12 protein-coding genes are annotated in these 14,811 nt (G+C 43.9%); 10 read left to right on the top strand and 2 right to left on the bottom strand.

Annotated features, from left to right (window positions below):
- Window positions 1-147: 147 nt before the first annotated feature.
- Window positions 148-2,769: a bifunctional uridylyltransferase/uridylyl-removing protein GlnD gene (gene glnD, locus BCU75_RS23325; RefSeq protein WP_076674202.1), complete on the bottom strand. Its 2,622-nt coding sequence runs from the start codon at window positions 2,767-2,769 to the stop codon at window positions 148-150.
- 139 nt (window positions 2,770-2,908) lie between these two features.
- Window positions 2,909-3,787 carry a type I methionyl aminopeptidase gene (gene map / locus BCU75_RS23330; protein WP_004734352.1) on the bottom strand — a complete coding sequence of 293 codons (879 nt, stop codon included), beginning with the start codon at window positions 3,785-3,787 and terminating at the stop codon, window positions 2,909-2,911.
- A 458-nt stretch (window positions 3,788-4,245) separates the two neighbouring features.
- Between map and rpsB the strand changes: the two genes are divergently transcribed.
- The 10 genes from rpsB to BCU75_RS23380 all read left to right on the top strand — a co-directional run bounded on the left by rpsB (window position 4,246) and on the right by BCU75_RS23380 (window position 14,808).
- The gene (gene rpsB / locus BCU75_RS23335; protein WP_032500394.1) at window positions 4,246-4,977 is read left to right on the top strand and encodes a 30S ribosomal protein S2; all 732 of its coding nucleotides are present in this window, start codon (window positions 4,246-4,248) and stop codon (window positions 4,975-4,977) included.
- 137 nt (window positions 4,978-5,114) lie between these two features.
- A complete protein-coding gene (tsf, locus tag BCU75_RS23340; protein ID WP_102475232.1) occupies window positions 5,115-5,960 on the top strand; it encodes a translation elongation factor Ts in 846 nt (281 codons plus the stop codon).
- A 155-nt stretch (window positions 5,961-6,115) separates the two neighbouring features.
- Window positions 6,116-6,847, top strand: coding sequence for a UMP kinase (gene pyrH / locus BCU75_RS23345; RefSeq protein ID WP_017072669.1), 732 nt, complete (start codon window positions 6,116-6,118; stop codon window positions 6,845-6,847).
- 98 nt (window positions 6,848-6,945) lie between these two features.
- Entirely contained in the window at window positions 6,946-7,503 is a 558-nt protein-coding gene (frr, locus tag BCU75_RS23350; protein WP_076674205.1) for a ribosome recycling factor, read from the top strand.
- 98 nt (window positions 7,504-7,601) lie between these two features.
- The gene (locus BCU75_RS23355; RefSeq protein WP_029222668.1) at window positions 7,602-8,354 is read left to right on the top strand and encodes an isoprenyl transferase; all 753 of its coding nucleotides are present in this window, start codon (window positions 7,602-7,604) and stop codon (window positions 8,352-8,354) included.
- 15 nt (window positions 8,355-8,369) lie between these two features.
- Window positions 8,370-9,212, top strand: a complete 843-nt coding sequence (locus BCU75_RS23360; RefSeq protein WP_102467003.1) for a phosphatidate cytidylyltransferase — start codon at window positions 8,370-8,372, stop codon at window positions 9,210-9,212.
- Between the two features lie 50 nt (window positions 9,213-9,262).
- Window positions 9,263-10,471 carry a 1-deoxy-D-xylulose-5-phosphate reductoisomerase gene (gene ispC, locus BCU75_RS23365; RefSeq protein ID WP_102467002.1) on the top strand — a complete coding sequence of 403 codons (1,209 nt, stop codon included), beginning with the start codon at window positions 9,263-9,265 and terminating at the stop codon, window positions 10,469-10,471.
- Window positions 10,468-11,826, top strand: coding sequence for a sigma E protease regulator RseP (gene rseP / locus BCU75_RS23370; RefSeq protein WP_076674209.1), 1,359 nt, complete (start codon window positions 10,468-10,470; stop codon window positions 11,824-11,826). Before ispC ends, rseP begins: the two co-directional genes overlap by 4 nt.
- Before the next feature lie 48 nt (window positions 11,827-11,874).
- A complete protein-coding gene (bamA, locus tag BCU75_RS23375) occupies window positions 11,875-14,280 on the top strand; it encodes an outer membrane protein assembly factor BamA (RefSeq protein ID WP_102475233.1) in 2,406 nt (801 codons plus the stop codon).
- 27 nt (window positions 14,281-14,307) lie between these two features.
- Window positions 14,308-14,808, top strand: coding sequence for an OmpH family outer membrane protein (locus tag BCU75_RS23380; RefSeq protein ID WP_004734343.1), 501 nt, complete (start codon window positions 14,308-14,310; stop codon window positions 14,806-14,808).
- Window positions 14,809-14,811 lie beyond the last annotated feature (3 nt).

Consider the following 14,811-nt stretch of genomic DNA (forward strand, 5'->3'; position numbering starts at 1 on the left):
GCTAGATAGTTGATATCTGTGAATTGATTGTAAGTTGTGGGCAAGATCGCTCTCTATCTTTGCCCACACTTATTTGGCTATTAAAGCTGTTCTTAGAGCTAAACTTGTTTCCTCGTTATAACTGACTTTTAGTACTAAATTAGTTTTCTAAGGTGCGAGTTCTGAAACATGCTCAGTTAACCTTTCTCTTAGTGCTTGTTCTTGTTCTTCAGACAGTCTTCCTCCCGCGTCACTGGTCAGAATAAACAAATCTTCAGCTCGCTCACCTATGGTGGTGATTTTCGCACCGTGCAAATTGATGTCTAACTCTGCAAAGGTTGCACCGACTTGAGCCAACAATCCCGGCGTATCAAGAGCTCTTAATTCCATCAAGGTGCGTTTCTTGCTTTTGGTTGGTAAGAACTCAACCAAGGTTTTTACCTTGAAATGCTGCAAGTTACGTGGCGTACGACGAGTCTTAATCTTAGTCGGGCGGCCATCAGCCAGAACATGAGTTAGATGCTTAGCGACGGCTTTGTGTCTTGCCTCATCAATCGCTTCGCCGTGCTGATCCAGTACGATAAAGGTATCCAAAACGTGGCCATCTTTACTGACCATGACTTGTGCGTCGTGAACGTTAAAGTTGCGTCTATCGAGCTCGGCAACCACAGTCGCAAAAAGTGCAGCTTGGTCTTTACAGTAAACGAATACCTCTGTGCCGCCACGTGTCGCTTTTTGGCTGATAAGCACTAAAGGTTGACTCGGATCTTCTAAGCGAAGTAAGTGTTCACAGTGCCATGCGATTTGAGTGTGTGTATGACGCAAGAAATAGTCAGCTTTGAAACGCTGCCACAACACCTCAATCTCACGAGCCGTGAAGCCTTCTTTACGCAGCAGTGCAGATGCCATTTGCTGGTTATGACGAATACGGTCTCTGACATCGACTGGGTTTTCCAAGCCGCGACGCAGTGCGCGCTGCGTAGAATGGAACAGTTCTGCGAGTAGGGTACGTTTCCAGCTGTTCCATAGTTCTGGGTTGGTCGCACAGATATCGGCTACCGTTAGGCACACCAGCAGTTCTAATGACTCTTCGTCGCGAACTTTCTTAGCGAACTCGGTGATCACATCAGGGTCGTAGATGTCACGGCGTTGAGCCGTTACTGACATTAATAGGTGATTTTGCACCAACCACGCGACTTGTTTGGCTTCGGGTTTAGACAAGCCGTGTTCAATACAGAAAGAGTAAGCTTCAACAGCGCCAATTTCTGAGTGGTCTCCGCCGCGGCCTTTACCTATGTCGTGGAAGATTGCCGCCAGAATCAACAGCTCTTTCTTTTGAACTCGTGGATACACTTCACAACAGATAGGGTGCTTATCGTGGTTCTCGATTTGGCCAAAACGGTTGATGTGTTTGAGTAGGCGAATACTGTGTTCATCCACGGTGTATACGTGAAACAGATCAAACTGCATTTGGCCGACAATTTGGCTCCATTGTGGCAAATAGGCCGATAGTACGCCCAATTTGTGCATCAAGCTAAAGGCTTTGTGTAGTGCATTTGGGTGGCGAACCAAATCCATGAACTTGTCACGCGCTTCAGGAATGGTGTGCAAGAAGCGGTTCAATCGGCGACGTGCGGTACGTAACTGTCTCAAGGTTGGTGGGCTGACCCCTTCGATGGAAGAGTCATTCGCGATATGGATAAACATATCGAGAATCGTTTCCGGACGAGCTTGGAATAGGGCAGGCTTACGGGCTTCGATCAGTGAGCCTCGACGTTGGAAGTCGTTGTCGAGAATTTCCGCTTCTTGCGTTTGACCACCGTTGATGATCGCTTGGTCAAACAGTTTAAGGAGCATTTTGTTGAGCTCTGCTACACGACGAAGTGTTCGATAGAACTCTTTCATCATCATCTCGACGCCACGGTTACCTTCTCCACTGTAACCCAGGTGTTCCGCTACTTGAGCTTGATGGGCAAACGTGAGGCGGTTGTCGTACCGGCGCAGTTCGATATGTAATGCAAAGCGAACGCGCCATAAGAAATCTTGGCATTCGACTAGTTCGCGATATTCAGCATCGGTTAGGAATCCGTATTTGCTCATCTCAAGTAGAGATGTGGCACCAAAATGGCGACGTGCTACCCAACTCAGGGTGTGGATGTCTCTTAATCCACCTGGTGTTGATTTGATGTCCGGTTCTAGATTGTAGGTGGTGTCGTGGTAGCGAGCATGACGCTCTCTCTGTTCTTGAATCTTAGCCTTGTAAAAGGTCTCACTTGGCCAAAATGAATCGGAATGAATCTTTAGCTTTAACTCTTGAAAGGTGTCTTCACTGCCGCAAAGTAAACGAGACTCTTGTAGGTTGGTCGCAACCGTTAAATCATCGATGCCGATATCCATACATTCGGCAATAGTACGCACAGCGTGGCCGACTTCTAATCTTAAATCCCACAGAAGGGTGATGAATTGACTGACTTTTTCACCCATTGCGGGGGGCAACGTTTTTTGCGAGACGATGAGGATATCAATATCGGACAAAGGATGTAGCTCACCACGACCATAGCCGCCTACAGCTACCAGCGCGATATGCGGCAGTTTGTTGAATCCGAAATGCTCCCATAAACGATTGAGAAGCAAATCCATGTATTCGGAACGAAGCAGCACCAAGTCGGTAACTGGGTGATGATTCAGAAATTCACTTTTTTGATACTGCGTGAAGATTTCGAGCTGATTTTTTATTTCGCAGATTTCAATCTGTTCGTCATTGAACGTAAGAGGGCATTGATAAGGCATAGTCTGCTATCCGTGCAAGCAAATGAGAATAGTAAACAATTTAACAGAAGCTGATGGAAAATCGAAATTGAGCGGATAAAAAAATATCCTCGACAATGCGAGGATATTTTTAAAAGTCTGAGGTATTTAGCTTCTTGAACTAAGCGTTCTTCATGATGCGTGGAATCGTATCGTCGCTGCGTAGTGTTAGTACTTCGCAACCAGTATCCGTTACAACCAGAGTGTGTTCCCACTGAGCTGAGTTCTTGCTGTCGGCTGTGTACACTGTCCAGCTATCTTCGTCATCTAGACGGCAGCCAAATTTACCCGCATTGATCATAGGCTCGATTGTGAAACACATGCCTGCTTTCAGTACGGTACGGTCACTGTTTTTGTAGTGAACGACCTGTGGATCTTCGTGGAACTCAGAACCAATACCGTGGCCACAGTAATCTTTTACAATAGAGAATTTAGCGCGTGGGTTGTTCTTGTTGTTTGTTTTGATGTACTTCTCAATAGCAGTACCGATTTGGCCAAGTTGAACACCTGGTTTAACCTGACGCATGCCTTCGTAAAGTGCTTCTTGAGCAACCATACACAGACGTTTGTTTGCTGGAGAAACTTCACCCACAAGGAACATCTTAGATGTGTCACCGTGGTAGCCTTGTGGACGAACACTTAGATCAGCATTTTCGTCATCAGGAACAATCACAGTGATATCAACGTTTAAAATGTCGCCATCTTTTAGTACTGCAGGTTTGAATTGACCGGTGCTACCAGTCTCATCTTGTGATGCTGGAATACCGTGACACACGATGTGGTTGATAGATGTACAGATTGACTTAGGGAAACCGTGGTAATCAAGTGGTGCTGAATATGCGCCTCTTTCTAGGGCGTACTCATGACAGATTTGGTTTAGCTCTTCTGTCGTTGTACCCACTTGGATGTGAGGTTCAATCATCTCTAGAATTTCTGAAGCCAGCTTGCCAGCGACGCGCATTTTTTCAATTTCTTCAGCAGTTTTAATTTTTACAGCCATTGCATATCTCTTAAATTTGGTAGCACCTAAGTGTGCATATTGGGGCTATTCTAGCAGTGCAGCATTTTAGCGCAACATTCTGATACCCATATAATGCTGGTGGATATTACTAAGCATGATTGAATAGTGTTCAAATTTAGACGGTTTGCTTCTTGTGTTATTGATACTATTTATAAGAGAAATACAGCGTCAAAGATCAGTATAGCAGTCGCCATTTTTAGATTTTTTTCTAGCCATAGATAGACAAAATATGGTATAAAGCGCGCCGGACATCAGGACTGTTTTCTCCATTTGGCGAAACAAGCTTTGTGTCCACTAACTTATTTCTTTAAATCACACACATTCCGACACATGTTCCGGGGTGCCTCAACAACACAGATAACGGCTGAAAAGTGGTTAGTTGTTAGGGGTCGGATTCATGGGGAGTGTGGAGGCCTAACCCCATAGAGGATTTTAAAATGGCAACTGTATCAATGCGCGATATGCTTAAAGCTGGTGTTCACTTCGGTCACCAAACTCGTTACTGGAACCCAAAAATGAAGCCATTCATCTTTGGTGCTCGTAGCAAAGTTCATATCATCAACTTAGAAAAAACTGTACCAATGTTCAACGAAGCTCTAGCTGAAATTGCTAAAGTTGGCGAGAAGAAAGGTAAAGTTCTTTTTGTTGGTACTAAGCGTGCTGCATCTGAAGCTGTTAAAGAAGCTGCTATCAACAGCAACCAGTTTTACGTTAACAACCGCTGGTTAGGCGGTATGCTAACGAACTACAAAACTGTTCGTCAGTCTATCAAGCGTCTGAAAGAACTTGAAGCGCAAGCTCAAGACGGTACTTTCGACAAGCTTACTAAGAAAGAAGCTCTAATGCGTACTCGTGAAATGGAGAAGCTAGAGAAATCTCTTGGTGGTATCAAGAACATGGGCGGCCTTCCAGACGCTCTATTCGTTATCGATGCTGATCACGAACACATCGCAGTTAAAGAAGCAAACAACCTAGGTATCCCAGTTTACGCTGTAGTTGATACTAACTCTAACCCAGACGGTGTTGATTTCGTTATCCCAGGTAACGATGATGCAATCCGTGCAGTACAGCTTTACCTAAACGCTGCTGCAGACGCGGTTAAAGAAGGTCGTAACAAAGATGTTGCTGCTGTAGCTGCTGAAAAAGACGGTTTTGTAGAAGCTGAATAATAGCGGCTCTGAGCCATATTTAGTTCATATTAAGCGGTCATAATCGATGGCTTAAGAACTGAATACAGTCAATATCAGGGGCCAATTAATTAGGCCCCTGTTTTTTATCTTTTTTAGAATTTACTGAGGAATAGAGAATGGCAACTGTAACTGCAGCTCTAGTTAAAGAACTTCGTGAACGCACAGCTGCGGGCATGATGGAATGTAAAAAAGCGCTTGTTGCTGCTGAAGGCGACATCGAGCTAGCAATTGAAAACATGCGTAAATCTGGCGCAGCGAAAGCAGCTAAAAAAGCTGGTAACGTTGCTGCTGAAGGCACAATCATCATTAAAGAAGACGCTGGCGTTGCTGCTCTTCTTGAGGTGAACTGCCAAACTGATTTCGTAGCTAAAGATGCAGGTTTCCTTGCATTCGCTAACGAAGTTGCTGAAGCTGCTCTAGCTGAACGTCTAGACATCGTTGCACTTCAAGCTAAATTTGAAGACGCACGTATCGCTCTAGTAACTAAGATCGGTGAGAACATCAGCATCCGTCGTGTTGAGCTTGTTGAAGGTGTTGCACTAGCTTCTTACCGTCACGGCGAGAAAATCGGTGTTGTTGTTGCTGGTGAAGGCGAAGCTGAAACGCTTAAGCACATCGCTATGCACGTTGCTGCTTCTAAGCCTGAGTACGTTAACCCAACTGACGTACCTGCAGACGTAGTAGAAAAAGAAAAAGCTGTTCAAGTTGAAATCGCTATGAACGAAGGCAAACCACAAGAGATCGCTGAGAAAATGGTTATCGGCCGTATGAAGAAATTCACGGGCGAAGTATCTCTTACTGGTCAAGCTTTCATCATGGAACCTAAGAAAACTGTTGCTGACATTCTTAAAGAGAAAGGCGCATCAGTTACTAACTTCGTTCGTTTAGAAGTTGGTGAAGGTATCGAGAAAGCAGCTGAAATGAGCTTCGCAGACGAAGTTGCAGCGGTACAACAAGGTTAATCCTTAGCGTATTGATTGAAAAAGACCGTGGCAAATGCTGCGGTCTTTTTATGAATAATGAATTATTTTCGGCTGTTAGCTGTTATGAATGCAAACTGAGCTCTTCAGTTTTTATCCATGACTGTTAATCATCAACTCTTTGGAAGGTAAACTCCATGACTACGAACCCTAAACCAGCATATCAACGTATTCTGTTAAAACTTAGCGGCGAAGCACTACAAGGCGAAGAAGGTTTTGGTATTGACGCGACGGTCCTTGATCGTATGGCTCAAGAAGTAAAAGAATTGGTTGAACTAGGTGTTCAAGTAGGTGTTGTTATCGGTGGCGGTAACCTTTTCCGTGGTGCAGGCCTTGCTGAAGCAGGTATGAACCGCGTTGTTGGTGACCACATGGGTATGCTAGCTACGGTAATGAACGGCCTTGCAATGCGTGACGCTCTGCACCGTGCTTACGTAAATGCACGTGTAATGTCAGCTATCCCTCTTAAAGGTGTGTGTGACGACTACAACTGGGCAGATGCAATCAGCCAACTACGTCAAGGTCGTGTTGTGATCTTCTCTGCTGGTACTGGTAACCCATTCTTCACTACAGATTCTGCTGCGTGTCTACGTGGTATCGAAATTGAAGCTGACGTAGTTCTAAAAGCGACAAAGGTAGATGGCGTATTTACTGCTGACCCAGTAGCAAACCCAGACGCAGAGCTGTATGATACGTTGTCTTACAACACGATTCTTGAAAAAGAACTTAAAGTGATGGATTTGGCTGCATTTACGCTAGCTCGTGATCACAAAATGCCAATCCGTGTATTTAACATGAATAAACCAGGCGCACTACGTCGCGTGGTTATGGGTGAAACTGAAGGTACATTAATCAGCGACGCTGACTAATTTTTCGGGCTTACTGAGGTGTGATGCTTTGGTAAGCTTATCCTTATCACTCCAAATAAAAAGCTTTCTTGAAGAAAGAACATAATCAAGGTGAAATTGTGATTAACGAAATCAAAAAAGACGCTCAAGAGCGTATGGATAAAAGTGTAGATGCACTTAAAAATAGCCTGCAAAAGATTCGTACAGGCCGTGCTCACCCAAGCTTACTGTCTGGCCTTACTGTAGAGTACTACGGTGCACCAACGCCTTTGGCTCAAGTTGCTAACGTTATTGCAGAAGATGCACGTACACTAGCAATTACAGTGTTTGATAAAACACTAACGCCTCTAGTTGAAAAGGCAATCCTGACATCTGACTTAGGCCTAAACCCTATGTCTGCTGGCACGGTTATTCGTGTACCACTTCCAGCGTTAACGGAAGAGCGTCGTAAAGACCTAGTTAAAATCGTTCGTGGTGAAGCTGAAGGTGGCCGTGTTGCTATCCGTAACATCCGTCGTGACGCGAATGGCGATCTAAAAGCACTTCTGAAAGACAAAGAAATCTCTGAAGATGAAGATCGTAAAGCACAAGACGAAATTCAAAAGCTAACTGACGCTGCGGTTAAGAACGTAGATGAAGTTCTAGCAATTAAAGAAAAAGAGTTGATGGAAGTTTAACTTTCCATAATCTTTTCTTTCCGGAAAAACGCTGTACTCACGGTTCAGCGTTTTTTTATGCTACTCTGTCCGACTATTAGAATTTGATTCACTCTTTTATGCATAATTCTCAAGCGTTCACAGACTCTCTTCCTAAACACATCGCTATCATTATGGATGGTAATGGCCGCTGGGCAAAAGCTCAGGGCAAGCCTCGCGTCTTTGGTCATAAAAACGGTGTTCAAGCCGTTCGTAAAACCATCTCTTCATCTGCCAGACTTGGCATTAAGGCCGTTACACTTTTTGCGTTTAGTAGCGAGAACTGGCGTCGTCCCGAAGAAGAGGTTGGTATCTTGATGGAACTGTTTATTTCAGTGCTATCGAGTGAAGTAAAAAAACTTCATAAAAATAATCTACAACTGCGTGTTATTGGTGATAAAAGTCGTTTCAATGATCGACTACAAAAGAAGATAGAAGAAGCAGAAGCTTTGACTAGCACCAATACGGGTATGGTTATTAATATTGCGGCCAACTATGGCGGCAAGTGGGATATCCAACAGGCAATGACCTCAATTGCTCAACAGGTAAAGTCTGGCGATATTAATGTAGACGACATTGATGAAGCTATGATTACACAGCACCTGACTATGGCAGATATTCCTGAAGTTGATCTACTTATCCGCACCAGTGGTGAATGCCGAATTAGTAACTTTATGCTTTGGCAGTTGGCTTACGCTGAAATGTATTTCACTGAACAATTCTGGCCAGACTTTAATGAAGACAGCTTAGTCGAAGCTGTGACTTGGTTTGTAAACCGCGAGCGTCGTTTTGGATGCACAGGTGAGCAAATTAAAGCTCTGATGGACAGTTAATAAGGATTTTTTGGTTTGAAACAACGAATTATTACGGCGTTGATTTTAGCTCCCCTAGTTATTCTAGGTATTTTCGAGTTATCACTTCCCACGTTTATTCTTTCATTAGCGGTAATTTCGCTACTGGGCTTTTGGGAGTGGACTCAGTTTGTTGAAAGCAAATCGCGTTATTTAGCACTAATTCCAACGGTTGTAGTCAGTGCTGCAAGTTTTGCTTTTATCCCTTTTGATGCATTTAGCCTTAATCACTTATCTAGCGCTCACTACACCATTCTAACGATTGGCTCTATTTGGTGGGTAATCGCGAGTGGTATGGCGGTGACTTATCCTAAGTCTATGCCTGCATGGAAAGATTCCTCTCTCCTCCGTCACGCGTTTGGCGTGCTGACTCTGCTACCATTCTTCTGGAGTGTGGTTATCCTGCGTGCTAACGGTATCGATGTTGATCCTTATCACGGTGCAAAATTGGTAATGTTTGTTTGTTTGCTCGTTTGGGCAGCTGACAGCGGTGCTTATTTTTCAGGAAAGAGTTTTGGTAAGCGTAAAATGGCACCAGCGGTAAGCCCGAATAAGACGATTGAAGGTCTTATTGGTGGCATTATTACAGCGGTGATCATAGCTTGGATTTTTGCTGACTTGTTTGATATCCAATTCTCAAGTCCTCTTCACATGATTGTTATTACCCTTGTGACGGTTGTTATTTCTGTTCTTGGCGACCTTGTTGAAAGCATGTTTAAGCGTGTTTCTGGGGTGAAAGACAGCAGTAATCTGATTCCTGGTCATGGAGGTATACTTGATAGAATAGATAGCTTAACGGCTGCATTCCCTGTCTTTGCTCTTCTTTATTTAGCATTCTAATAAAAAGGGCAGTGATTCTGCCCTTTATTTCATTTCTACGGTCATATGTGATGCGAAATCTAACTATTCTTGGCGCTACCGGCTCAATTGGTGCAAGTACACTAAAAGTCGTTGAACAAAACTCAGATCTCTATTCGGTCTTGGCACTGGCTGCTGGCTCGAATGTTGAAAAGATGCTGGCGTTAGTTGAAATGTGGCAACCAAGCTATGTTGCTATGGCTTGCCCTGATGCAGCATCTCAGCTGACCGATGTGTTATCTGTGAAATACCCAAATATCAAAGTTCTTTCAGGTTCTGAGGGCATGTGTCAGATTGCTTCTTTAGATGAAGTGGACACGGTAATGGCTGCGATTGTAGGAGCGGCAGGTTTACTTCCTACAATGGCTGCGGTTAAGGCTGGTAAGCGCATCTTGCTTGCTAATAAAGAAGCCTTGGTGATGTCTGGGCAACTGTTTATCGATGCCGTGGAAAAGTACGGTGCTGAACTACTTCCTGTAGACAGTGAGCATAATGCTATCTTCCAATGCCTACCGAAAAATGTACAAACCCATCTAGGTCGTTGCAATCTGGAAGAGAACGGTATCAACCATATTCTCTTGACTGGTTCTGGTGGCCCTTTCCGCTACACGGATGTTGCAGAGTTAGAATCGGTAACACCGGCTCGCGCTATTGCACACCCTAACTGGTCTATGGGCCCTAAGATCTCTGTTGACTCTGCGACCATGATGAATAAAGGTCTTGAGTACATTGAAGCTAAGTGGCTATTTAATGCTTCTCAAGAACAGTTAAAAGTCATTATTCATCCTCAGTCTGTGATTCATTCTATGGTCCAGTACAAGGATGGCTCGGTGCTTGCTCAAATGGGCGAACCCGATATGGCGACGCCAATCGCTTTGACGATGTCTTACCCTGATCGTACAGAAGCTGGCGTTAAACCTCTGGATTTCACCAAAGTGGGCGAACTTACTTTTCTAGAACCCGATTTGAGCCGTTACCCATGTTTAAGGTTGGCAATTGAAGCGTGCTACCTAGGGCAACATGCAACAACAGCAATTAATGCTGCCAATGAAATTGCAGTTGATGCTTTCTTGAATAATCGAGTTAAGTTTACCGATATTGCTGTCATTAACGAGCATGTTATGAGCAAAGTATGTGAACAATATAGCTCTGAGGGCTTAGATAGCTTGGAAAGCCTGCTTGAGCTAGATAATATGTCTCGTCAAATAGCCATTCAATTTATTAAAGAGCAGCTAACATGAGTGGAATTCTGTGGAACTTCGCATCTTTTATTGTAGCGCTTGGTATTCTGGTTGCTGTTCATGAATTTGGACACTTCTGGGTTGCTCGTCGTTGTGGTGTGAAAGTAGAAAAATTCTCGATTGGTTTTGGTAAATCAATCTGGAGTAAGATCGGCCGTGATGGTACTGAATACAGCTTGTCAGTGATTCCGCTGGGCGGCTACGTTAAGATGCTCGATGGGCGTGTTGACGACCTTTCTGAAGAAGAACAGCAATACGCTTTTGACAAGAAGCCATTGTGGAAACGCACGGCGATAGTGGGTGCAGGCCCAGCATTTAACTTTATCTTTGCAGTGTTTGCGTATTGGTTGGTTTTTTTGATCGGTGTGCCAGCGGTTAAACCGGTGATAGGTGAAGTGACCCCTCAATCTATTGTTGCACAAGCCGGAATTGAAACTGGAATGGAACTTAAATCTATTTCAGGAATCAAAACCGCAGATTGGGAATCAGTTAATATGGGTTTGATATCACATATTGGTGATCAGTCCATGACCGTAACGGTTTCTTCTCAAGACGATATTGGTTTTGAGCAACAGATGACATTGGATATTTCAGACTGGTCGTTCAACCCAGAAACTGAGTCTGCAATGACAACGCTTGGTTTTAGACCGTATTCTCCAGAGATATCAACAGTGCTTGCTCAAGTCATTGATGATGGCGCTGCATACTCTGCGGGGCTAGAAGCCGGCGACAAAATTGTTGAGATTAATGGGCAGCCAATTGAACAGTGGCAGTCGGTTGTTGAGTTAATTCGCTCGAACCCGATGAAATCCATGAGCCTTATTGTACTTCGCAATGGTTCTGAGCAGTCGTTATCTATGACGCCCAAAAGTCGAGAGCTTTCTGATGGTTCTATAATCGGCTATGCGGGTATTGCTCCAGAAGTCGCAGAATGGCCAGAAGATTATCGCTTTGAGTTACAATTTGGTGTAATTGAGTCTGTAGGAAAAGCATTTGATAAAACAGGTCAAATTATTGGTTTGACGCTGACAATGCTCAAGAAGCTCATCGTTGGTGATGTCGGCTTAAACAACTTGAGTGGCCCGATTTCAATTGCTAAAGGTGCAGGTACAACCGCCGATTACGGTTTGGTTTACTTCTTAGGCTTTTTAGCTCTGATTAGTGTCAATTTGGGTATTATTAATTTGGTTCCGCTGCCTATGCTTGATGGCGGACATTTGCTCTTTTTCGCTATTGAGGCCATAACTCGTAAACCGGTTCCTGAAAAAATTCAGGAAATGGGATACAGAGTGGGAGGAGCAATCCTCTTCTCTTTGATGGCTCTGGCAATATTTAATGATTTTACTCGTCTGTGAATGGTTTCTCACAGGCATTGGTAGTAGCAAGGAATAATTAGAATAAGTATGGCGATTAAGCAAATTCTGTTCGCAAGTCTATTGGCCACTAGTGTGGCTGCGAACGGAGCACAAAACTTTGTAGTTCAAGATATCAAGATCGAAGGTTTACAGCGTGTTGCACTTGGTGCAGCTCTACTGAAAATGCCAGTGCGTATTGGCGATGAAGTGGATGAAGGCGATGTATCTGAGATCATTCGTGCACTGTATGCTTCAGGTAACTTTGAGGATGTTAAGGTCCTTCGCGATGAAGGTGTTTTAGTTGTTCAAGTAAAAGAACGACCGACCATCGCAAGCATTTCATTCTCAGGGAACAAAGCGATCAAAGAAGAGCAACTTCAGCAGAACCTAGATGCATCTGGTGTTCGTGAAGGTGAAGCCCTTGACCGCACAACGCTGAGTAACATAGAGAAAGGCCTTGAAGATTTTTACTACAGTGTTGGTAAGTACAACGCGACAGTAAAAGCGGTTGTAACGCCTTTGCCACGTAACCGTTCTGACCTTAAGTTTGTATTTACTGAAGGCGTATCCGCTAAGATTCAACAAATCAACTTTATCGGTAATGAAGTTTTCTCTGACGCTGATCTACTAAGCCGTTTCAACCTGAATGTTGATGTTGCATGGTGGAATTTCCTTGCGGATGAAAAATACCAGAAGCAAGTGCTAGCTGGCGATATTGAGGCGTTGAAATCGTACTATCTTGATCGTGGTTACCTTAAATTTAAGGTGGATTCTACACAAGTAGCGATCTCTCCAGATAAGAAAGGCGTTTACATCACGCTTGGTATTGATGAAGGCGAAGCCTACACCGTTAAAGATGTCGCATTTCGTGGTGAGCTGATTGGCCGTGAGGCTGATTTTGAAGCATTAGTACCATTTGAAGACGGCGATACGTACAACGGCTCTTCTGTGACGTCACTAGAAGAGGGTGTAAAACGTATTCTTGGTGAATCTGGTTATGCGTACCCACAAGTGCGTACTATTCCTGAATTTGACGATGAGACTAAAGAAGTGTCATTGGTTATTAATGTAGAAGCGGGCAGCCGTATCTACGTTCGTGATATTCGATTCACCGGCAATAACTCGACAAAAGATGAAGTATTACGTCGTGAAATGCGTCAAATGGAAGGCAGCTGGCTTAACTCTAAGTCAATTGATACCGGTAAGGGTCGTCTTAACCGTTTAGGTTTCTTTGAAACGGTTGATGTGCAAACGGTACGTGTTCCTGGCAGTGAAGACCAAGTTGACTTGGTTTACAACGTTAAGGAAGCAAACTCAGGCAGCATCAACTTTGGTGTTGGTTACGGTACTGAATCAGGTGTCAGCTTCCAAGTTGGTTTGCAGCAAGATAACTTTGCGGGTTCAGGTAACCGTGTTGGCGTAAGTGCCATGATGAACGATTACCAAAAGAACGTGAGCTTAGACTATCGTGACCCATACTGGAACCTTGATGGTGTGAGCTTAGGCGGTAAGATCTTCTACAACGAATTCGAAGCCTCTGAAGCGGATATTGTCGACTATACCAACCAAAGTTACGGTACCAGCCTAACATGGGGCTTTCCTATGGATGAGTTGAATCGTATCGAATTTGGTGTCGGTTACACGCATAACAAGATTGGTAATGTTCCTACGTATGTACAAGCTCAACAGTTTGCGGAGAGTATCGATCAAGCTGGCGATGAAAACATCTTAACCGATGACTTCGATATCAATATTTCTTGGACTCGTAACAACCTTAACCGTGGTTTCTTCCCAACTGAGGGTAATCACCAACGTGCTTTCTATAAAATGACGGTACCTGGTTCTGACGTTAAATACTTTAAAGCACAGTACGATGTGAAACATTACATCCCGCTGACCAAAAAGCATGAGTTTACACTATTGATGCGTGGCCGATTAGGCTATGGTAATGGTTATGGTCAAACGGATGGTAATGATAACTTGTTCCCATTCTACGAGAATTACTACGCAGGTGGCTTCACAACATTACGTGGTTTTGGCTCTAACTCAGCGGGTCCAAAAGCTGTTTACGAAAGTAGTGTAGGTAATAACCCAACTTATGATACAGCTACCGATGATTCGGTTGGTGGCAATGCTGTTGCATTGGCGAGCTTAGAGTTAATTGTACCTACGCCTTTTGCCTCTGATGAAGCGCGCAGCCAGATTCGAACCAGTGTCTTCTTCGACATGGCAAGCGTGTGGGATACTGAGTTTGTTCATAGAGGTAAGCCGACTAATGGTGGGAAATATTATTACGATTACTCTGATCCAACAAATTACCGTTCATCTTATGGTGCAGCCCTTCAATGGATGTCGCCGATGGGCCCATTAGTTTTCTCTCTAGCGAAACCCGTTAAAATTTACGAAGGTGATGATGAGGAATTCTTCACATTTACTATTGGTAGAACTTTCTAATATTTAAAGGACAATATTTTGAAAAATATGATTAAAGCAGCAGGTTTAGGCCTTGTAGTTCTTAGCTCCTCCTTCTTTGCAACAGCTGCTGAAGCTGCGCAAAAAGTGGGTTATGTAAACACTGCACAAGTATTCCAGGCTCTACCTCAACGCGAAGTTGTTCTTCAAAAAATGCAGGAAGAGTTCAAAGATAAAGCAGCTGAGCTGCAGAGCATTCAAGCTGAAGCTAAAACCAAGATTGAAAAGCTTAAGCGCGATGGCGAACTACTAGGCCCTGATGAAGTTGAGAAACTTCGTATCGAAGTCGGTCAACTAGACAGTAAGTACAAAATCAAAGCTCAAGCACTAGAAAAAGCAAGCCAACGTCGTGAAGCACAAGAGAAGCAGAAGCTATTCAAAGTGATTCAAGATGCTGTAACTAAAGTTGCAGAGAAAGAAGGCTACGACATGATTGTTGATATTCAAGCTCTGCAGTACGGCAAGCCGGAATACAACATCTCTGAGCAAGTAATTAAATCACTGAAATAAGTT

Origin of the sequence: Vibrio splendidus, assembly GCF_002873455.1 — a bacterium.
GTDB classification, from domain to species: domain Bacteria; phylum Pseudomonadota; class Gammaproteobacteria; order Enterobacterales; family Vibrionaceae; genus Vibrio; species Vibrio splendidus_J.